Origin of the sequence: Aquamicrobium lusatiense (genome assembly GCF_014201615.1) — a bacterium.
Classification (GTDB): domain Bacteria; phylum Pseudomonadota; class Alphaproteobacteria; order Rhizobiales; family Rhizobiaceae; genus Mesorhizobium; species Mesorhizobium lusatiense.
Map to the genome: position 1 here is coordinate 119,186 of NZ_JACHEU010000004.1, position 20,733 is coordinate 139,918.

The following is a 20,733-nucleotide window of genomic DNA, read 5'->3' on the forward strand; positions in this document are numbered from 1 at the left end:
CGCTTTGTCCGTGGCGCTTCCGCCCGGAACACCACCAATGCCGGGATGGCTTTGCCGTTGGAAGTGAACATTCCAACGGTATCCACAGCCGCCGGGCCGGCGTTCCCGACCGGAATGTTCCGGCCGGCTCCGTCTGCCTTTTCAGAGCGGAAAACCGTGGCGGCGGGCGAGGGCCCAGATGTCGCGGTTGGTTTGCGCAAGCCTGCCAATCGAGCGGGTGATGTTGGCGATCTCGTCGGCGTCGATGGCATCCATCTTGCCGTATCTGAGCTGGTCACCGGTTTCGGAAACCCGCATCAGCAGGGTGGAGACGTTGTCGCCCGTGTCGTCGAACGAATAGATGCAGTGGTTGTATTTGTTGCGCAGCTTGGCTTCGGCCATCATCTTGCGGGTAACGTCGAGCACGTCCTTGCGAACGGGCGGCGGCGTGCGCGCCATCTTGGCCAGTCGCTCGACCAGATCGACGCGGGCGCGCGTGGTGTTGAGCGTCAGGAAGATGATGGTGGCCGTTTCCTTGTCCACCCCGGCGAGCCCGGCGATCAGGTGGATGAGAAGGCTTTCGGTGTTGGTCCAGGTGTAGTTGAGCTGACCCAGAAGGGTCAGCACATCCCTGAAAGGCGGCGCCGGTCGGTTCATCGCGAGGCTGCCTGCTTGCCCAAGACCGCAGCGATCCTATCATCCGGACCGCCCGGCGTCTAATTATCGTCTAATCCTCCCGGAAGGCGCGGTTCATGCTGTCGCGGATCGGCTTCGAGAGATAGTCGAAGAAGGTGCGCTCCGCCGTCTGGATCAGCACCTCCGCCGGCATGCCGGGCGTCGGCAGGAACCCATGCACACGCGCCAGCTCGCTGGACGAGAGGCGCACGCGGGCGAGGTAGATCTCGCGCACCTCCTGCACCGATTGCTCGCGCAGCGCATCGGCCGAGACGTAGTAGACCGTGCCGGTCAGCACCGGCGTGGTGCGTTGGTTCAGCGCGGTCAGCCGCACTGTCGCCTCCTGTCCGGTGCGGATGGCGTCGATCTTGGTGCGCGGTATCTGCGCCTCGATGATGAGCGGAACGTCGGACGGCAGGATTTCCGCGATGCTCTTGCCGCTTTCGATGACGCCGCCCGCCGTATGGTAGTAGAGCCGGACCACGGTTCCGCTGACGGGCGCGTTGATGGTCGCCCGCCGCAGCACGTTCGTGGCCGCGCGTGACTGCTCGCGCACCGAATCGAGTTCGGCCTCGACGCTCTGCATTTCGTCGAGCGCCGCCTGCCGGTATGCGGCGAGCGTCTGCTGCTTCTGCTGGCGGTAGCGCGCCATCTGGGACCGCGTCTCGTCGATTTCCGCCGCCAGCCGCCCGCTCTGGCCGTCCGCTTCGGCCATGACGCGCTGGATCGCCGAAATCTCGGGCTTGCGCAGCAGTCCCTGCTCATAGAGCTTGCGCTTGCCGACATATTCCTCCCTGAGGAAGCCGATCTGCTGCGACAGTGCCGCATGCTGCGCCTCATAGCCGCCGACACGGAATTCGAGGGCGGCGATGTTGTTGTTCAGAAGCTCGATTTCGCCGGTGAACTTGCGCTGCGAGGCCTCGAAATTGAGGCGCTGGCTGGCCAGGATTTCCGCAATCTCGGGATCGATGGCGTTGCTGGTCAGCTCGGCCGGAAAGGCGATGCTTTTCTGCCCCTCGGATTGGGCGGTAAGCCGCGCGACGATGGCATCGAGCCGCGCACGGCGCAGGAAAAGCTGGCGCTCGTTGGCCAGCGCGGAGGTCTCGTCCAGTTGCACCAGCGGTTGCCCCTCTTTCACATGGTCGCCCTCGGAAACGAGGATTTCCCTGATGACGCCCCCTTCCAGATGCTGGACGATCTTGTTCTGGCCGGTGGCCACGAAGCTGCCCTGCGCGATGACTGCGGCGGCAAGCGGCGCGAAGGTGGCCCACAGGCCGAAGCCGCCGAAGCACGCCACGAGCAGCACGACGCCGGCGATGCTTTGCTTTCTGATGGAACGGGGAACCCCGGCATACCAGGTGAGGTCCTGGAGTTTGGCGATATCCGTGCTCATGCTGAACCTGCTCTGGTCATATTGGCCGGCGCTGCATTGGGCTGCATCGCGCCCGGCCTGGGAAGATGCTCGCCGAACGGACTGTCGGGCAAATGGCCGGCGGTATGGGCCGCAAGGGCGCGCAGCACCTCGTCGCGCCGGCCGAACATGGAGATGGTGCCGTTGGTCATCAGCAGGATCTTGTCGACATGGCGCAGCAGCGCCGGCCGCTGGGTGATGACGATCACCGTGATGCGGTTTTCCTTGGCGTGGCGCAGCGCGCGTGCAAGTGCGGCATCGCCGGCCGCATCGAGATTGGAATTCGGCTCGTCGAGCACGATCATGCGCGGATCGCCGAAGAAGGCGCGGGCAAGGGCAATGCGCTGCTTCTGCCCGCCCGACAGGGGCGAGCCGTCGGCCGCCACCTGCGTTTCATAACCTTGCGGGAAGGTGGCGATCATCTCGTGAACGTCGGCGAGCACGGCGGCCCGGTAAATTTCGGCGTCGTCCACATCGTCGCGCATGCGCGCTATGTTGGCCTTGATCGAACCGGGGAAGAGCTGCACGTCCTGCGGCAGATAGCCGATATTGTCGCCGAACTGGCGCTGGTCCCAGTTGCGCAGGTCCATGAGGTCGAGGCGAACGGCGCCCGATGTCGGCAGGATGGAGCCGACCAGCATCTTGCCGAGCGTTGTCTTGCCCGCCCCCGAATTGCCGATCACGGCCAGTGAATCGCCCGGCTGAAGCGAGAAATTGATGCCGTTCAGCACCACGCGCTTGGTGCCCATCGGCACATAGAGCACGCGCTCCACATCGAGCCGGCCTTCCGGGTTGGGCAGCACCAGCCGTTCGAGATTAAGCGGGGAGGAACGCAGCAGCGCGCTGATGCGGCTGTAGGCGCCGCGCGACAGGATGAACTGGTTCCAGCCTTCGATAGAGCCTTCGATCGGGGCGAGCGCGCGGCCGGCGATGATGGAGGCGGCGATCACCATGCCGCCGGTGATCTCGCCCTCGATGGCAAGGAACGCGCCCCAGCCCAGCAGCGCCACCTGCGTCAGCAGGCGGATGGCGCGGGAGGTGGCGGCCGAGACGATGTTGCGGTCCTGCGCCTTCACCTGCGCCTTCAGCGATCCGGCCGTGTCCTGCCCCCAGATCTTCACCGCCTCGGGGATCATCGCCAGCGCATTGATGATCTGCGAATTGCGGGCCATGGAATCGAGATGCAGGTTGGCGCGGCTCTGGTAGACATTGGCCTCGCCGAAGGGAGCGGCGGTCATGCGCTGATTGACGAAGGCGACGATCAGCAAAAGCACGCCCGACAGGATGATGATGCTGCCCAGATGCGGATGCACCAGATAGACGGCCAGTATGAACAGCGGCGCGAAAGGAATGTCGAGGAAGGACAGCAAGGTTCCGGATACGAGGAAGGAGCGCAATTGCTGGAGATCGCCAAGCGTCTGGTATTCGCGCCCCGACCCATGCAGAGAGGCGCGGGCGGCAGCGCTCAGGATCGGCGCGCCGAGCTGTGCCGCGACCTCGACGGCGGTGCGCATGAGGATGAAGCGGCGGATCGCATCGAACGTCGCCTGCAACAGCACGGCGCCGACGATGACGATGGTGAGCATGATCAGCGTGTCGGTCGAGCGGCTGGTGAGCACCCGGTCCGAGATCTGGAAGAGATAGACCGGAATGGCCAGCACCAGAATGTTGCTGGCATTGGTGAACAGGAACACCATCAGAAGGTTCCTGCGCACCGCGCCGAGACCGGCGCCGAGGCTCCTCGACAGATCGACCGGCCCGAGGCGGCGGTGGAAGGTTCCGCTTTTTCTTTCCCTGCCGCCTGTGCCCCTATCATCGGCAACGGCATAGCGACCGGGTGCGGGCGGCTGTCCGCCGTCCTGATCCTTCGGTTGCGGCCGCGCCTCTATCGGGCCGCTCGCGCCTTCCAGCATGACCGTGGCGCCCGGTCTGGCCGGTTCGGGTCCGCAATCCTGCGATTGTCGCATCGTGGTCTCCGGGGCGGGATCGTTGCGCATCCTTTCGGACGCGGCCTCACGATCCGCCTGCTCGTTCGTGCGCCGGTGCTCTGACACGGCATCCTCGAGGGAGAGTTCGATCTCCCTTTCGAGCGCTGCCAGCACCCGTATCAGTGACCCGGGGTCGGGCTCGCGAAATGTCGTGTTGCCTGTCGCGGCCACATGTGCCGCATTTGCCTGAAACCTCTCCATGAAGACGCTCCCGCCCCCTCCCGTCCACACTGGTCAGTATGGCTCGTATCAACTCAGCATGGTCTGCATCAGATCGGCGGACCCGATGTCCGGTACCCCGCCGTCATGGGCGGTTGCGCCATCAGCGGTGTCGGGCGCCAGCAGGTCGTCGCTCAGGAACACCACGGCCTCGCTGACCAGCGCATTGGCGTCCTGCGTGTAGAGTCCGCTGTCATGCGAGATCAGCTCGGCCTGGATGAGCAATTCGTCCGAATACACATTGCCGCCGGCATAGACCGTGGAATCGACGCCGCCGTCGACGATGTGGGCATGGTTGACGAGTGCGTTGGTGCCGGTCGAGATGGTCCAGTCTGCATCGGCATATGCGCCTGCCTGATCCATGGCCAGCGCCACCTGATCGGCATCGCCGAGAATGTTGGTCTGGCTGATGTAGTTAAGGTCGACCACATTGCCGGAAACATAGAGCACCTTCAGCCCGCCCACGCCGCTGAAGGCTTCGTGCCGGAGCAGATCGGCCGGCGCGTCGGCGGGACCGGAGGCGAGCTTGTCCGCGGCCTCCCTGAACGACGGCGGAAGCCCCCCGAAACTCATCGTCCCGAACTGGGTGATCGACGCCTGGTTCCACAACAGATTGCCACCCGTCGACAGCGACGCTTCGCCCTCCGTATGGAAGTCGCCGACCGTACCGACGAGATCGTCGTCGAGCAGGATGTTTGTCTGGCTGATGATGTTGCCGTGATAGACGCTGCCGCCGACGATGATGAAATCATAATAATTGCCGAGCTCAGCCACGGACGCGATGTTGACGGCCGTGTTGTCGCCGAGCGTGATGGTGGTGCCGCCGCCGCAGGCCGCCATGACCGTGACGTCGTTGTCCTGCACGAAGCTGATCTGCCTGATCCAGTTGGCGATCACCAGATCGCCGTCGATCCGCGCAACCTGCCAGTAGGCGGGAAAGCCGGATCCTTCGGCAGCCTGCCCGCCATAGGCCGGGTTGGCGATGGTCTCGATGGTCGCCACATTATAGGCCTGCGTCGGCGTGTCCGTCAGCCGCTGCCAGCCGCCCAGCGCATCGGAGACCGCATCGCAATCGCTCCAGACATTCGTCTGGCTGATGGCGTTGACATGCATGTAGTCGCCGACCGCGGCAATCACCGGGGCGCCATGCCAGTTGTTCACCAGCACCGCCTCGTTCACCAGCAGATTGCCTCCCGCCTCCAGCCCGATCATCGGCGTGAGCGAATGGTCGACGCCGGTGGGCACCGGCGCGGCGTCCTGCGTCTGCGCGGATGGGTCTTCTGCGGGGGACTGGAATTTCACCGGCAGCAGATCTTCCAGAACCGGTGCTGCGTCGAGGCCTGCGCCGTTGACATGGATGCCAGCGGCCGCCGCACCCTGCGCCACGAACAGGCTGCCGCCCTCAGGCGCAGCGTCGGGTAGTGCATCGGCGGCGGCGGCCACCTGATGGATGAAATCGCCAGCACCGGATGGCGAATGCAGGCTGTCCATGTCGGCGACTGGCTGAAGCTGCGCAGCGTCTTCCATCAGCTTCGCCAGTGCTGCGACCGGGTCGCCTGCCGATTGCATCGCAAGCCCGTGATCGCCGATCGACAGATAGTCATTGTCGACAAGCTGTGCTTCCTGCCGCAGATAGACCGCCAGAGAGCCGATCGGCTCATATTCGGGGATCACCCTCTCACCGGCTCCCGGCACGTCATGCTGGCGGGCGGGACCGGCCACGCCGGCCATGTTGCCCGGCGGGATATGCACGGGGATTTGATGGGTGGGTACCGAAGTGGTCACGCTCGCCGGCACGATGTCGTAGGACGGCGGCGAATAGGTTACCTTCGGCGCGAACTGCCCCAGCGTGTAGGGGCTGGTCATGGCGAGCTTTATGTCGGGCAGCTCTCCCGCTTCAGGCGGCGCTTCGCGCTGGGCGGTGAATTTCGCATAGTCCAGCCGCAGCCGCACGTCCTCGACGGTCTGGGAAAACACTCCGATGAAATGGGCGATGATCTCGGTGGTCGAGTCCATATGCATGGTGCACTACCTCGCTGGCTTGCCAGCAGAACCGTTCGTCAGGGCCGCCCGCCCCTTGCAATGCCCGGGCATGCCGCTCTGGCGAGCGGCGCAGGGCTTCATTCCAGATCTGCTTCCCCCGTTTTCCGTGATTGCCCGCTGCGGGCATGAAGGGAAAAGTGCGGAGCTGTGCACGGGGACCATGCACAGCTCCAGAACCCGGCGCTCTTGGGGGGCGAGAGCGCCGGACCCGTGGACGGCATTTTTATCCGTCATCTTCCCCGACCAGCGTGCTGATCAGGTCGCCGCCGACCACAGTCATGTCAACCGTATTGCCAAGGACGTTTGCGCCCATGACGATCTGCTGGTTGAAGGCACTCGTATCGACGAGCGCGCTGGCAGAGGCCTGCGAGGAGCCGGTGACGTAGCCGTCATCGCCGTTGTTGGAGCCCCACACGCCGCCTGCGCCGCCAGCACCGCCGGCACCCGTAGTGGCTATGCCACCCATGCCGCCGAAGCCGCCATTGCCGCCCGATACTTCTCCTGCCCAGGCCGCGCCACCGTCACCGCCGGCCGCCAGAGCCCATCCGCCGAGGCCCGCACCGCCGTCGCCACCGGCGCCGCCGAGACCACCGCCAAGGCCGAGGCCGATGCCCTGACCCGCGCCGAAGCCGAGGCCGCCGCCGCCATCGGCGTCGCCGCCGGTGCCGCCTGCGCCACCCATGCCGCCCATGCCGCCGGTGCCGGAGCCGCCGAAGCCGCCGAAGCCGTCACCGCCGAGGCCGCCATTGCCGACGCCGCCAGCGCCGCCGGTGCCACCGGTACCGCCAGTGCCACCCGCTGCTGCTGCCGCTGCCGCATCAGCCGCCGCCGCACCCGCCAATCCGGACGCCGCCGCCGCTGCTGCATCGGCTGCCGCCGCACCTGCACCGCCATCGCCGGCCGTGCCGCCGCTGCCGCCGGTTCCACCGGCACCCGATCCGCCGGGGCCGCCGCTGCCTGCGCCGCCAGCACCGCCATAGGCAGAACCACCGGAGCCGCCGCCGCCACCTGCGCCGCCGTCACCGCCAGTGCCGCCGCTGCCACCGGCACCAATGCCGGCGCCAAGGCCGCCGAGCCCGAGCCCGAGGCCGGTGCCTGCCGCACCGTCGCCACCGGCCGCGCCATTGCCGTCGCCGGCGCTGGCGCTGGTGTGGCCGCCGAAGCCGCCGAAGGCGTCGGAACCATATGCCGAGCCGCGTCCGCCGGAGCCGCCATCGGCATTGGCATCGCCTCCACCGGTGCCGCCGCCACCGCCGGCATTGATGCCGTCACCGGTCTTGGCGAAGCCGCCCGTGGCGCTGCCCTGCTGCTGGAAGTTTGCGTTGTTGTGGACCTGCGGGTCGCTCAGCGTGTCGTTGTCGACCAGATCGTTGACCTGATTGAACACGAAGGCATTGTTGCCGGATCCGTTCAGCGAGCCGTTGAGGATGTCCTCGAAGGACACGTCGTCGCCCGGATCGTAGGAAATCACGCCGTCGCGATTGATGAAGAGCTGATCCACACTGGCGCCGCCGTAGAGATCGACGTCGGCGAAATCGTTGTCGCTGGGAATGATGCCGTCAAGGCCGACATTCACGGATGTCGATACCGAGGTCGCGACGTTCGTGGCGACATTGGTAGCGTTGGTGGCGACATTCTCCGCCACATTGCTGGCCGCATTCTCGGCCGCATTGGCCGCTGCATTGCTGGCTGCGTTGTTGGCCGCATTGCCGGCCTGGTTCGACGCGCCGTTTTGAGCGGCGTTCCCGGCAGCATTGGCGGCGTTGTTGGCCGCATTGTTACCGGCGTTGTTGGTGGCCTCGTTGTTGGCCGTATTCTGCGCGGATTGTTCCTGATCCTGGTTCTGCCAGGATTCCTGGTCCTGATGCTGGTCCTGCCCCTGATCCTGATGCTGGTCCTGATCCTGGCTTTGGTCCTGATTGCCGAGCGGCCAGCCAGGAAGATAAAGGCCAAACCCGCCAAACCCGTTATTGTTACCCATGATCGTGTCCTCGATTAAAGAACCGTGCGACACGATCACCCGTCATCTGTCAGGCGATATGGTGCCGGCACGGTTCCACTGGTTCGACGACCGAAACGGCCGTCGTCTGCTGTGTGCATCCCCCCCACGAAGATGGACAATGCACTGCTGTTTTGGGCACTGCTTGTTGGCCGGGAGCTTTCTGTCCGGAGACGCGGGACCCCCCTTGGTCAAGAACCCTCGTTCCCATTCCGGAAATTCTGGCTTGTCCGGCGTCTGGACTGTCGCGCCGGGAACTTCCATTGAACAGTTGCACCTGCGTCGTAATCCCCTGCGCAATAAGGCAATGGGCGCGCATTCCCTCATCCGGGAGGATGGGATTAGGGACGGGAGCTACGTCCCTTTGGCTACGCGTATCGGATGGTATCCGGGCCGTTTCAGCTCTGGATGCATGGGTGGCTATGGCTCTGCAGAACAAACTGAAAGCAGTTCTTCCGATGCATTCCGAGCCTGAACGAGGTCGCGGTCGCTGCGGATCCAATCGACATTCCAAGCGGGGACAGGCCGGACGCCACCGGCCTTGGGAGCTTTGCCGGGCAGGGCGGAAGCCGTGGTACAGCCCCCGATCACACCTGCTGCTATGAAGAGCCTGATCTGTCAGCCCTTTCGGCTAAGGATCTGGTCGTTCTTTCTTTGTGCATGCCCTTGCGTTTGTCATAAAACCGTTATCGGAAAACGGGAGAAACCGGCGTCCTCCCAGGACAGTTCAGGCAACAATCCAGGAATACAGGAAGCCACCCAATGAGCAACGTCACAAACCCGAACCGCTGGACGCTGCGCGCAGCGCTTGCGGCTCTGGCCTTTTCCACGGCCATGGGGCTTTCTGCAGCCCATGCCGACAGCATCACCGTCTATACCTCGTATGAAGAAGACGAGATCGCCGCTTTCCTTGAGAAGGCCAAGGCGGATCTTCCGGACCTCGACGTCAATGTGCTGCGCCTTTCGACCGGCGATCTGCACGCCCGCATTCTGGCTGAAGCCGCCAACCCGCAGCACGACGTGATCTGGGGCTGGGCCGTCACCTCGATGATCGATCCGCGTATCGGCGAGCTGCTGGAAGCCTATCAGCCGCAGGGCATCGACCGCATCGCCGACCAGTTCCGCGACAAGGATGGCAAGTGGTTCGCCACGACCGGCTACATGGCCGCTTTCTGCGTCAACAATGAAGTTCTGAAGGCCAAGAACCTGCCCATGCCCACCTCGTGGGCCGACCTCACCAAGCCTGAGTACAAGGGCGAGGTGGTGATGCCGAACCCGGCGTCTTCGGGCACCGGCTATCTGATGATCGCTTCGATCCTTCAGATGATGGGCGAGGAAAAGGGCTGGGAGTACCTCAAGGCTCTGGACGCCAACATTGCCCAGTACATCAAGAGCGGTTCGCGCCCCTGCAACGCGGCGAGCGAAGGCGAATTCGCCATCGGCGCCTCCTTCGCCCTGCGCGCCATCAAGAATATCGGGGAAGGCTATCCGATCACGATGGTCATTCCCTCGGAAGGTGCAGGCAACGAACTGGAGGCCAACGCGCTGATGGCCGGCTCTAAGAACAAGGACGCCGCCAGGCGCTTCCTCGACTGGACCGTCTCGGAAAACGCCGTGAACGAGTACTACAACTGGAAGGAAATCGTCACCGCTACCGGTGGTGCGATGCCTCAGAAGTTCAGGGACGCCGGTCTTCCCGAAGACATCTCTTCAGTGATGTGGAAGATGGATTTCGCCTCCTCGGCTGAAAACCGGGCCCTGGTTCTGGAACGCTGGCAGCGCGAACTGGAGCGCTGAGGCTTTCCTTTTTGCTATGCACAAGGCGGGGCGGGGCGCATAGGCTGCGCCCCGCCTCCCTTATCGAGATTATTGCAGGAAGATTGCGTGACGCTCACCCTCAACCACGTGACGAAGCGCTTCGGTGATACCGTTGCGCTCGACGACATTTCCCTCACCATAGAGCGTGGCGAGTTCATCAGCTTCCTGGGGCCTTCGGGCTGCGGAAAGACGACGCTGCTTCGCATCATCGCAGGCCTTGAACTGGCTGAGGAAGGCGAGGTGCTGCTCGACGGACGCGATCTGTCCGATACGCCGGCGCGCAAGCGCAATTTCGGCGTTGTTTTCCAGTCCTATTCGCTGTTTCCCAACATGACGGCGCAACGCAATGTCGGTTACGGGCTGGAATGCCGTCGGCAGCCGCGAACCGAGATTGAAACGCGCTCGGCCGAAATGCTGCGCCTGGTCGCGCTTTCCGAACATGCGCATAAGTTGCCCTCGCAGCTTTCCGGCGGGCAGCAGCAGCGTGTGGCGCTTGCCCGCGCACTGGCGCCTCGCCCTGACGTGTTGCTTCTCGATGAGCCGCTGTCGGCTCTCGATGCCAAGGTGCGCGAGACATTGCGCCTCGAAATCCGGGAGCTCCAGAAACGGCTCGGCATCACCACCATCATGGTCACCCACGATCAGGAAGAAGCGCTGACGATGGCCGACCGCATCGTGGTCATGAACACCGGCCACATTGCGCAGGTGGGCACCGCGCGTGAGCTTTATGACCGGCCCGCTACAAGGTTTGTCGCCGAATTCATCGGCCGCATGAACATACTGAAGCTGGATGAGGGGCGCTATGCCGGCAGGACAGTGGAACTGCCCGGCCAGCACCGGGATGCGAAGCTGATCGGCATTCGCCCGGAAGATGTTCGCGTTCATGCCGGCATCGCCGTGCCCAACGGCGGATGCTTTCAGGCCAGCCTGCGCAACGTCGTGTATCTCGGCAACCTCGCTCATCTGGTACTCGACATTGAGGGCGCACAGGGCGAAGTGGTTGCCGAAGTTGCAGGCCATGCGCTGCACGACCTCACCGCGGCCGGTCAGGTGGCTGTCGGGTTTCCACGCGAATCCATAAAAGTGCTCGGATGATTGCCATCAATAAGGAGGGCGCGCGGCCCGTCACCGTGCGCAGGCGCAACTGGCTGGCGCCCGCGCTGCCGGCGCTGATCGTCGCCATTCCGCTTGTCCTGTTCGTCCTTTATCCGCTCATCCATATCCTCGGCCGGTCGTTCTCGACGCCGGACGGGCTGGGTCTGGCCAATTATGTGGCGATGCTCGGCAATGAGCGGTTCCTGCGCATCACCGCAAACTCCTTTGCCGTCACCATCGTCAGCGCGGCGCTGGCGATCGTGCTTGCCTATGCGTTCGCCTATGCCGTGCAGCGCTCCACCATGCCCCTGCGCAATCTGTTCCGCCTCATTGCCGTGCTGCCGCTGTTCGCGCCATCGCTGGTGCAGGCGCAGGGGCTGGTCCTGCTGTTCGGCCGTAACGGGCTGATCAACCGCAGCTTTGGCCTCAGCATCGATCTTTACGGTTACTGGGGCATCGTCATCGCTTCGGTCCTCTACGTGTTTCCATACGCGTTTCTGATCCTTTCAGCTGCGCTCGCGGTGGCCGATGCGCGCATCTATGAAAGCGCGGAAATGCTCGGGGCCTCGAAGTGGCGGGCCTTTCGCACGGTGACGCTGCCGGGGACCCGGTATGGCCTCGCCGCTGCGATTTTCGTCTGCTTCACGCTCGTCATCACCGATTTCGGCAACCCGATGGTTATCGGCGGGGACTACATCGTGCTGGCGTCGGAAGTGTACAATCAGGTGATCGGTCAGGCGAATTTCGAAATGGGAACGGTGATCGGCATGGTGCTGCTCGTTCCCGCGGCGATTGCCGCCATCGTCGAAAAACGAGTCAGCGCCCGACAATTCTCGCTGATCAACGAACATTCGAAACCGCTGATCCCGCAAAAAGACCGTCTGCGCGACGCGCTGCTTCTTGGCGTCGTCCTGCTGATTTCGATGGCGATATTGTCGATCGTTCTGGTGGTTGTGTTCGCCTCATTCGTGCATCTGTGGCCATACAGGATGACCTTTTCGCTGCGCCACTACGCGTTCGACGTTCAGAACGGCACCCAGCCGCTGTGGAACTCGATCTATGTTTCACTAATGGCGGCGGGCATCGGCGTCATGGCGGTGACGGCGGCGGCCTACGTCATCGAGAAATTCCCGTCTCCGGCGGCGCGGGGGCTCTACTTCCTGTCAATTCTTCCGGCGGCTGTGCCGGGCATGGTGCTGGGCCTTGGCTATATTCTGGCCTTCAACAATCCCGCCAACCCGATATACGCCATCTATGGCACGCTGCTCATCATCGCCATCGCCAACGTCTATTACTATCATGCCCACGGTTTCCTGATCTCGGGAACCAGCATGAAGCAGATCAGCGGGCGCTTCGATGAAGCCTCGGCCACGCTGGGCGGCAGCCGGTTGCAGACCTTTGCCAGGGTCACGCTGCCGCTTCTGTTTCCGACGCTGGTGGGGATTGCCGTCTTCTTCTTCATGCGCTCGATGGTGACGTTGTCGGCGGTGATATTCCTCATCACGCCCAACACGCAGATGGCTGCGGTATCCGTGCTTTACCTTCAGGACCGGGGCGCAACCAATCAGGCCGCAGCTTTCTCGGTCTGCATCATCGCCATCATCATGATTGTGCTGCTGGCGATGCGCCTGCTGCTCAACGCCACCGGACACCGTCACATATCTCTGATCCGCTGAAGCGCGCCGCGATCTTTCCAGCCTCGCTTCGATTTCCTATTCTTGCTCATGTCGCCCGAGAACGGTGTTCTCTTTCGGGCGATATGCTTCAGGCATTTCCAATTGCCCGTGGACATGCAAGCGCCGTGTGCGCGCTGCAGCCTTGTGCTCCGAAGCGGAAACATCTCTCAGCGCAGGGATGGCGGGACATGCCCGCAGAGCGGCCCATTTTTTTCCGCTTGGTATAAGTGGTTTCGGTCCGGTGCCTGATCCGGCTTCCGTCCCTGGCTGACAAGCAAAGCTCGTGACGATCTAAGATACAACGCCTTCGGGCTTTGCCGTGCGTGCCCGGCACGATCTTCATGAAGCCAGCTGTCGGGTCAGGCTGTTTCCTCGCGGCTGCCGGCCTCGGCAGCGAAAAACCCCGCCGCATGGCGCGACGGGGTTTTCAAAACAGATCGGGAAAGGCCGGTTCGATAAAGATGAACCGGGCGGGTTCGCCTGCCTCAGACGAAGCGGAAGTCGTCGGCTCGCAGGGAGTCGAGCTGGGTTTCCGCCAGCGTCAGCGAATTGTCCGCATCGAAAGTGATGATGACATGGTCGCCCGCCTGAACCGCTGCGGCGAGCATGGCATCGAAATCGGTGAAGATCGATGTGTCGAACTCGATGGTGTCTTCATGCCAGTCGCGGAAGTCGGTGATCGTGTCGTTTCCGAAACCGGCAGCGAAATGGAAGACGTCATGGCCCGAGCCGCCGGTCAGGATGTCGTCGCCGGTGCCACCTTCGATGCGGTCGTCGCCGGAGCCGCCCGAGATGACGTCGTTGCCGGCCCCGCCGAGCAGGATGTCGTCACCCGAGCCGCCGGACAGGATGTCGTCGCCTTCGCCGCCATCGAGATGATCGTCGCCGGAGCCGCCATTCAGCGTATCGTTGCCCAGACCGCCGATCAGGGTGTCGTCGCCCGCACCGCCGGACAGGATATCGTCGCCGGCGCCGCCGTCGAAGCTGTCGTCGCCATTGCCGCCGGTGATGATGTTGTCGCCATCGCCGAAGGCAAGGTTTTCGATGCTGGTGAATGTCAGCGTACCGATGCCGGTGCCGGCTATGCGGCCCGAAGCCATGTCGACGAAAAGCGGTCCGGTTGCGGCCGACAGGTCGAGCGTGTCGTAACCGTCGCCGCCGTCGATGACGTCGTTGCCCGGACCGGCGATGATGATGTCGTCGCCTGCGCCGGCGTAGATCGTATTGTTGCCCGCGCCGCCGCTGATGATGTCGTTGCCTGCGCCGCCATAAATGGTGTCGTCACCATCTTCGCCGTAGAGGACGTCGTCGCCGTCGCCGCCATCGAGATGATCGTTGCCCGCACCGGCATGGATCGTGTCGTTGCCTGCACCGCCGAGCACATGGTCGGCACCGCCGCCCAGATGGATCACGTCGTCGCCTTCACCGGCGTCGATCTCGAAGCCCGCGGAGGAGGTGGAGGTGACGATGTCGTTGCCCGCGCCCAGACGGATGAGGCCTTCGACGGTTGCGCCGACATGCAGTGTCAGCTGGTCGTCCCCGTCGCCCATGTCGATGGCGGTGCCGCCGGTGGCGACGATGGCGCCGGAATTTTCCAGCTTGTCGTTGCCGCCACCCATGGAGACGCCGCCGACGATGCGTCCGGTGCCGGCGTTGATCATCTCGTCGTCATGGTTGCCAATGAGGTTGATGGCTTCGTTGCCGCGCAGGTCGAAGCGGGCGGCATCCTCGGCACTGACGTTCTCAGGGCCGTTTCCGTCGCCCTGGATCAGGCCTCGATTGACGATCAGCGTGGCGCCGAGGGCGTTCTGATTGCTCGAATCGTCAACCTGAATAGCGCGGCCATAGCCGTAGATGCGGCCGGTCTCCTCGTTGACGATGGAGCCGCCGCCCATCGAGATGCCTTCGGAGACGTTCGGCTCGCCGTTCTTGTAGCCGTTCGCGCCCAGACCCTCGACCGAGCCGGAGTTGATCAGGGTCAGCAGGCCGTCGACGTCGATGGCATCGCCATCGCTGTCGGCCAGAGCGGCCGAGCGGCCCTGCATCACGCCGCGGTTGGTGATGTAGATACGGTCGGCTTCGGAGCCGTCGCTGTCGATGTTGACGGCCGAACCGTTGCGGCCGATCATCGTGCCATCATTGACGATGGTGATGCCGCGCTCGCCGGTCACGGCGTGCTTTGCGCCTTCGATGAGGCCGCCGGCATGGTTGTTGACCTTGCCGCCCGCGTCGTCCTGAAAATCGATGGCGTCGCCTCCGGCCACAGCACCGGCTTCAGCGGAGATGATGCCCCAGTTGTTGACGGTGCCGTTCTGGCCCGGACGGATGATGTCGGTGTTTTCGCCATACTGGCGGATGATGCCGCCCGCGAGGTTGTTGATGGTGGCGCCGGCGCCGTTGTCGTCAAAGTCGCGGAAGTCGATGACGCGGCCGTCGGCTTCGATCACGCCGCTGTTGTTGATGATGATGGTGGCGTCGGCAGCGCCTGCCTTGTTGGGCTTGAGCGCACCCTGCAAGGTGCCGCCTTCCAGATTATTGATGGTCAGCGAGCCTGATGCACCCGCCGTCACCTGCAAGAGGCGCTCACCATCATCTGCTGCGACGAGGCCGGCATTGGTGAGCACCGCGTCGCCGCCGCCGGCCCAGGTCACCACATTCTTGTCAGCCCTGATCTGGCCGCCCGCGGCGATATCGACCACGTCGTCCTCATCGATCAGGATGCCGGAGGTGAGGGTCGCGCCGCTGTGAACGGAGATCCGCTCGAAATCCGGGCTGGCAATCACGTCCCACTCACCGGATTCGACTTCCAGCGTTTCGATGCCGGCGGCATGTTCGATCTTGCCGGCGCCCGTGCCTTTCAGCCTGAGCGTGTCATCGCCTTCGCCACCGTCGGCAACGATCGCGGCGTTGCCGCCCGCATGCGCCTCGATGGTGTCGTTGCCTTCGCCGCCCTCGGCAACGTCGCCGGCTCCAACGACGATGCGATCGTCACCCGCGCCGCCGATGAGGATGTTGGCGCTGTCATTGCCGATCAGGACGTCATTTCCGGCTCCGCCGATGACGTTTTCGATGTTGAGAAGCGTGTCACGGCCGATGCCGTCGCCATGAGCCTTGCCGGTGCTCAGGTCCACCGTCACGCCATGGGTATCTTCGGAATAGTCGACGGTATCGTTGCCTTCGCCGCCATCGATGTAATCATTGCCTTCGCCGCCGATCAGAATGTCGTCGCCGTCGCGTCCGAACAGGAAGTCGTCGCCGGCTCCGCCACGGATCCGGTCGTCGCCGTCACCGCCGTCCAGCACGTCGTCGCCGTCACCGCCATCGAGATAGTCATCGCCGGAGCCGCCACGGATCAGGTCATCGCCGTCGCCGCCGGTGACGAAGTCGTCGCCCGCGCCGGCATCGATCACCAGGTCATCCTTGACGCCGATGGCGGTCAGCGTGTCGTCGCCATCGCCAAGGCGGATTTCGCCATAGATCTGCGAGCCTTCCAGCAGGGTCACCCGGTCGTCGCCGTCGTCCATGTCGATGGCAACGCCGTCCTTGCCGATGATGGTGCCGGAGTTGACGAGAGTATCGTCGCCGCCCTTCATGTCGACGCCGTCGAGGATGACGCCGTCATTGATCAGCGTGTCATTGCCGTCGCCGTAACCGCTGCTTTGGCCGGGATTGGTCGGCGTACCGTTATCATCGCCGTCACCGCCCGGTGTGACGGTTCCGGGTCCGGTCGCGCCCGGCGTGCCGCCATTATCGGTATTGGTGGTTTCAGGCACGGATGAAATGCCGGACTTCGCGGCGCGGGCCTGGCCGCCGGTAGCCGTGCCGGAGGTGACTTCGGAAACCTCGACCGTTGCGAGCCCGGCCAGCGTCCTGATGCGCACGGGGTCGATGTTCAGGCCATCGGCTTCGATGACGCCTTCTTCATCCGAAGCCGTTTCACCGGCATCGGTGGTCAGCGCCTTAAGTGTCACGGTGGCGCCGGCGGGCAGGTCCTGATCGGCCACCCACGCCCAGCTTGCGCCCTGACCCTGGCCGAGATTTTCAAATCCGGAGTCATCGATGGCAACGATGTTGCCCTCCAGCACAGGTTCCAGAACCCGGAAGACGATGCCATCGGCATCGGAATTGTAGCCGGCAAAGCCGGCTGCACTGACTGTATGCGCCATGATAAAATCCTTGCAACGAGAGTAGGCGACAGTCCCGTACGGCGCGTGCCGGACGGAATCTGCCTGAATTGGGTTCGGCGCATTAATGACTTGTTAAGGATGACAGATTTTTAACAGAAATGGATAAGTTCTTATTTTCCGATCTGGAAAGATCAAAATTTAATTTCCGTTAAAATCACGCAAAATAATCCATAAGATCCGGATGTATTACGGACATGTAGATGAAAATAGGAAATAATAGATAGATGTGTTTGGATATTACTGAAATATCCGAAGATGACGCTTCAAAATCAGAAACGTTTGTCGGTCTCAGGGGGAAGTGACTGCTTCCCGGGCGCAAGGCCACGGCGAGAGAGGTTCGCCGGAATGAGAGTAATGCTGCCCTGAAGCCGAAGCGAATTCATATACGCAATAGTGGGCATTGTGATTTTCAATGCCTGTCCGGCCGCCGGATTTCACCGAGTTGTCATGCGCGACTTTTATGGGCCGTCTCGTCATCATGCCGTTCGGGACGTGGAAAACGTGTTGCCCAGATCCAGTAAGAACACAGCCAGTCAGGCGCTCGCTTCCTGCCGCTCGGCGTTTTTCGCCGTTGCCCTGTTTTCGGCCTTCGTCAACATTCTGATGCTGACGGGCTCGATCTACATGCTGCAGGTCTATGACCGGGTGTTGCCTTCCAGAAGCGTGCCTACCCTCGTGGCCCTGTCGATCATCGTGGCGGTCCTCTATATCCTGCTCGGCTTGTTCGACTGGCTGCGTCAGCGCATCCTGAGCCGCGTGGGTGTGGAACTTGAACGCAAGCTTGGCGGACCTGTTCTGCGCGCGATCCTCGGCGCTCAGGTGCGCGGTGCTCCCGGCGGCACCCAGCTTTCGCGCGATCTCGACAGTGTTCGCAGCTTCCTGTCCGGACTTGGACCCACCACCCTGTTCGATCTGCCGTGGATACCGCTCTATGGCGGGCTTTGCTTTGTCCTCCACCCCTATCTGGGCTGGACGCTGGTTGCCGGCGGAGCGGTCCTCGTCGTGCTGGCGCTGCTGACGGAAGTTCTTTCGCGCCGTCCCAGCACGGAACTGGCGCGCACGGGCGGGGAACGCGCATCCATGGTCGAGGCAGCCCGGCGCAATGCGGAGGCTGTCACCGCCCTTGGCATGGGCGGACGGGTTGCCGGTCTGTTCGAGCGTGTCACCGACCGGCATGTCGCCGCCAGCCTTGGCGCAGCAGATATCACCAGCACGCTTGGCGGTATCTCGAAGACGGTGCGTTTCATGCTCCAGTCCGCCATGCTTGGGGTGGGGGCATGGCTGGTGATGCACGATGAGGCATCATCCGGCGTTATGATCGCAGCTTCGGTGCTGAGCAGCCGGGCGCTGGCGCCGATCGAACTTGCCATCAACAGCTGGCGTCCCTTCATCGGTGCGCGGCAGGCCTGGGGGCGTCTGGTGGCGGGGCTGTCGGCTGAACAGTCCGCACCTTCCGTCGCGCCCGAGCGTCCGCACCGCGCGATGACGCTCGACCGTATCTCCATTGCGCCGCCCGGCAGCCAGACACCTACTGTGAGGGATGTTGCCTTCACGCTGGAGGCAGGGCAGGGGCTGGCGATCATCGGGCCTTCCGCTTCCGGAAAATCCACGCTCGCACGCGCTATGGTCGGTGTCTGGCCGGTTCTGCGTGGCAGCCTGAGGCTCGACGGGGCGACGCTGGACCAGTGGCCGGAAGAGGAGCGGGGAGCCATCGTCGGCTATCTGCCGCAAGACATCCAGCTTTTTGCCGGAACGGTGGCTGAGAACATTGCCCGCTTCGACCCTTCCATGACGGAGGATGCTGTGCGCGCGGCGGCGGCCGCTGCCGGTGCCTATGATCTGATTGTGGGACTTCCGAAGGGGTTCGATACGCCGATTGGCGAAGCGGGCGGTATCCTGTCCGGCGGCCAGAGGCAGCGGATCGCCCTGGCGAGGGCACTCTATCGCGACCCCTTCCTGGTCGTGCTCGATGAACCAAATTCCAGCCTCGATGCGGATGGCGATGCAGCGCTGACGGCGGCGATCGCCGGGGTGCGCGCGCGAGGCGGCATCGTCATCGTCGTGGCGCACCGGCCTGCCGCACTGGCGGGAATAGATCTGGTGCTCATTCTTGCCGAAGGGCAGATGCAGGCATTCGGGCCGAAGGACGAAGTGCTCCGAAAAAGCCTCGTTCCCGCCTCGCAGCCTGCTTCCCCTGTTGGTCCCGAAATGTCCGGATCCAAAAAGAGCGGCCCCAAAATCGTGAAGGCAGCAGCAGATGCGCGCGGTTAATGAAAACAGCCCCCATGGAGGCGCAGCAGGTGAAGAAGCTCGTCGCGCCGATCCGCGCCGGGATATCCGCCGCGCTTCGTTCTTTGGCATTGCAACCATTGGAATCCTGTTCGGAACGGTGGGCCTGTGGGCGGCGACGGCACCGCTGGCCGGCGCCGTCATTGCATCAGGCAAGGTGGTCGTTGAAAGCAATGTAAGGCGCATCCAGCATCCGTCCGGCGGCGTGGTCGCTGAAATCCGCGTCAGGGATGGCGACTATGTGCGGGCGGGCGATGTTCTGATCCGTCTCGATGAAACCAATGCGAAGGCAAGTCTGGCGCTGATCGATATCGAGCTTCTGCGCCTGCAGGCCCGCAAGGCCCGGCTGGAAGCGGAGCGCGATGGTCTTTCCCGTCTGGTTTTTCCGGAAGCCCTGCGCGACCGTGCCGATGACAAGGCTGTGATCGAAGCTGTCCGCAGCGAGGAGCGTCTGTTCGATATCCGCAAGGCCGCCGCCGACGTGCAGCGCTCCCAGCTTCGCGAGCGCATAGAACAGTCGAATGAGGAGATTACGGGGCTGGCTGCCCAGATAAATGCACGCAACAGGCAGACTGTCCTCATCGGTCAGGAGCTGGAAAGCGTCCAGAAGCTGTTTGACAACGACCTCGTGGCCCTGTCGCGGCTTACATCGCTCCAGCGCGAGGCTTCACGACTTGAAGGCGAGGCGGGCAGCCTTGTTGCAGATACGGCGCGCGCCAGAGGCCGCATCGCCGAGATCGAGTTGCAGATCATCCAGATCGACGAGGATCTGCGACGGGAAGTCTCCACGGAACTGCGCGATGTCGATGGCAAGATCGCCGATCTGCTGGAACGCCGCATTGCCGCGCGTGACCAGCTCGACCGTATCGAAATGCGCGCGCCGCAGGATGGTGTCGTTCATCAGCAGACGGTGCATACGATCGGCGGCGTCATCGGCCCTGCCGAGCAAATCATGCTGATCGTGCCGGAGACGGACGGGCTCGTCGTCGAAGCGCGGGTGGAGCCCGCCATGATCGACCGCCTGCATGTCGGGCAGAAGGCGATGGTGCTTTTCCCGGCCTTCGACAGCGCCACGACTCCGGAACTGGAAGGCAGCGTGGTGCATGTATCCGCCGATTCCAGCACCGATCAGCAGACCGGAGCATCCTACTATACGGTGCGTGTCGCTCTCGGAAAGGAGCAGGTTCAGCGTCTCAGCGGCAAGGAACTGTTGCCCGGCATGCCTGCGGAAGCCTTCATCCAGACCGGATCGCGCACGGCGTTTGCCTATCTGGTGAAGCCCGTGGAGGATCAGCTCGCCCGTGCCTTCCGCTACGATTGAAGACTTTTTCAGGACAGGGCTTCAAGCCTCCCT

The 20,733-nt window shown here is 63.4% G+C and carries 11 protein-coding genes; 5 read left to right on the forward strand and 6 right to left on the reverse strand.

The features are described 5' to 3' along the window. Positions 1-141: 141 nt before the first annotated feature. The 5 genes from HNR59_RS17655 to HNR59_RS17675 form a co-directional block, all read right to left on the reverse strand. On the reverse strand, positions 142-636 hold the full coding sequence (locus HNR59_RS17655; protein WP_183832356.1) for a hypothetical protein: 495 nt from the start codon (positions 634-636) through the stop codon (positions 142-144). Positions 637-706: 70 nt separating this feature from the next. Continuing rightward, positions 707-2,047: an HlyD family type I secretion periplasmic adaptor subunit gene (locus tag HNR59_RS17660; protein ID WP_183832357.1), complete on the reverse strand. Its 1,341-nt coding sequence runs from the start codon at positions 2,045-2,047 to the stop codon at positions 707-709. Further along, entirely contained in the window at positions 2,044-4,254 is a 2,211-nt protein-coding gene (locus tag HNR59_RS17665; RefSeq protein WP_246374818.1) for a type I secretion system permease/ATPase, read from the reverse strand. Before HNR59_RS17665 ends, HNR59_RS17660 begins: the two co-directional genes overlap by 4 nt. Before the next feature lie 48 nt (positions 4,255-4,302). After that, entirely contained in the window at positions 4,303-6,294 is a 1,992-nt protein-coding gene (locus tag HNR59_RS17670; RefSeq protein ID WP_183832358.1) for a type I secretion protein, read from the reverse strand. A gap of 244 nt (positions 6,295-6,538) precedes the next feature. Next, entirely contained in the window at positions 6,539-8,296 is a 1,758-nt protein-coding gene (locus tag HNR59_RS17675) for a hypothetical protein (RefSeq protein ID WP_183832359.1), read from the reverse strand. Between the two features lie 780 nt (positions 8,297-9,076). Between HNR59_RS17675 and HNR59_RS17680 the strand changes: the two genes are divergently transcribed. From HNR59_RS17680 to HNR59_RS17690, 3 genes are all read left to right on the forward strand, one after another. Next, complete coding sequence (locus HNR59_RS17680; protein ID WP_183832360.1) at positions 9,077-10,111, forward strand: ABC transporter substrate-binding protein; 1,035 nt, start codon at positions 9,077-9,079, stop codon at positions 10,109-10,111. Positions 10,112-10,198: 87 nt separating this feature from the next. Continuing rightward, positions 10,199-11,227, forward strand: a complete 1,029-nt coding sequence (locus HNR59_RS17685; protein ID WP_183832361.1) for an ATP-binding cassette domain-containing protein — start codon at positions 10,199-10,201, stop codon at positions 11,225-11,227. Continuing rightward, positions 11,224-12,903 carry an ABC transporter permease subunit gene (locus HNR59_RS17690; RefSeq protein WP_183832362.1) on the forward strand — a complete coding sequence of 560 codons (1,680 nt, stop codon included), beginning with the start codon at positions 11,224-11,226 and terminating at the stop codon, positions 12,901-12,903. The genes HNR59_RS17685 and HNR59_RS17690 overlap by 4 nt, the downstream gene beginning before the upstream one ends. 485 nt (positions 12,904-13,388) lie before the next feature. Here HNR59_RS17690 and HNR59_RS20835 read toward each other — a convergent pair whose 3' ends face one another. Then, positions 13,389-17,069: a hypothetical protein gene (locus tag HNR59_RS20835; RefSeq protein ID WP_246374820.1), complete on the reverse strand. Its 3,681-nt coding sequence runs from the start codon at positions 17,067-17,069 to the stop codon at positions 13,389-13,391. 468 nt (positions 17,070-17,537) lie between these two features. On the opposite strand from HNR59_RS20835, the gene HNR59_RS17715 reads away from it, so the two are divergent. Both HNR59_RS17715 and HNR59_RS17720 read left to right on the forward strand, forming a co-directional pair. After that, positions 17,538-19,361, forward strand: coding sequence for a type I secretion system permease/ATPase (locus HNR59_RS17715; RefSeq protein WP_183832363.1), 1,824 nt, complete (start codon positions 17,538-17,540; stop codon positions 19,359-19,361). Next, positions 19,348-20,700, forward strand: coding sequence for an HlyD family type I secretion periplasmic adaptor subunit (locus HNR59_RS17720; protein ID WP_183832364.1), 1,353 nt, complete (start codon positions 19,348-19,350; stop codon positions 20,698-20,700). The genes HNR59_RS17715 and HNR59_RS17720 overlap by 14 nt, the downstream gene beginning before the upstream one ends. The last annotated feature ends 33 nt before the right edge of the window (positions 20,701-20,733 follow it).

Bases quoted from the DNA above. Each gene is read 5' to 3' on its own strand.
- HNR59_RS20835 (WP_246374820.1), bottom strand. From the start codon at position 17,069: ATGGCGCATACAGTCAGTGCAGCCGGCTTTGCCGGCTACAATTCCGAT.
- HNR59_RS17720 (WP_183832364.1), top strand. From the start codon at position 19,348: ATGCGCGCGGTTAATGAAAACAGCCCCCATGGAGGCGCAGCAGGTGAA.
- HNR59_RS17665 (WP_246374818.1), bottom strand. From the start codon at position 4,254: ATGGAGAGGTTTCAGGCAAATGCGGCACATGTGGCCGCGACAGGCAAC.
- HNR59_RS17670 (WP_183832358.1), bottom strand. From the start codon at position 6,294: ATGCATATGGACTCGACCACCGAGATCATCGCCCATTTCATCGGAGTG.
- HNR59_RS17660 (WP_183832357.1), bottom strand. From the start codon at position 2,047: ATGAGCACGGATATCGCCAAACTCCAGGACCTCACCTGGTATGCCGGG.
- HNR59_RS17715 (WP_183832363.1), top strand. From the start codon at position 17,538: ATGCGCGACTTTTATGGGCCGTCTCGTCATCATGCCGTTCGGGACGTG.
- HNR59_RS17655 (WP_183832356.1), bottom strand. From the start codon at position 636: ATGAACCGACCGGCGCCGCCTTTCAGGGATGTGCTGACCCTTCTGGGT.
- HNR59_RS17675 (WP_183832359.1), bottom strand. From the start codon at position 8,296: ATGGGTAACAATAACGGGTTTGGCGGGTTTGGCCTTTATCTTCCTGGC.
- HNR59_RS17680 (WP_183832360.1), top strand. From the start codon at position 9,077: ATGAGCAACGTCACAAACCCGAACCGCTGGACGCTGCGCGCAGCGCTT.
- HNR59_RS17690 (WP_183832362.1), top strand. From the start codon at position 11,224: ATGATTGCCATCAATAAGGAGGGCGCGCGGCCCGTCACCGTGCGCAGG.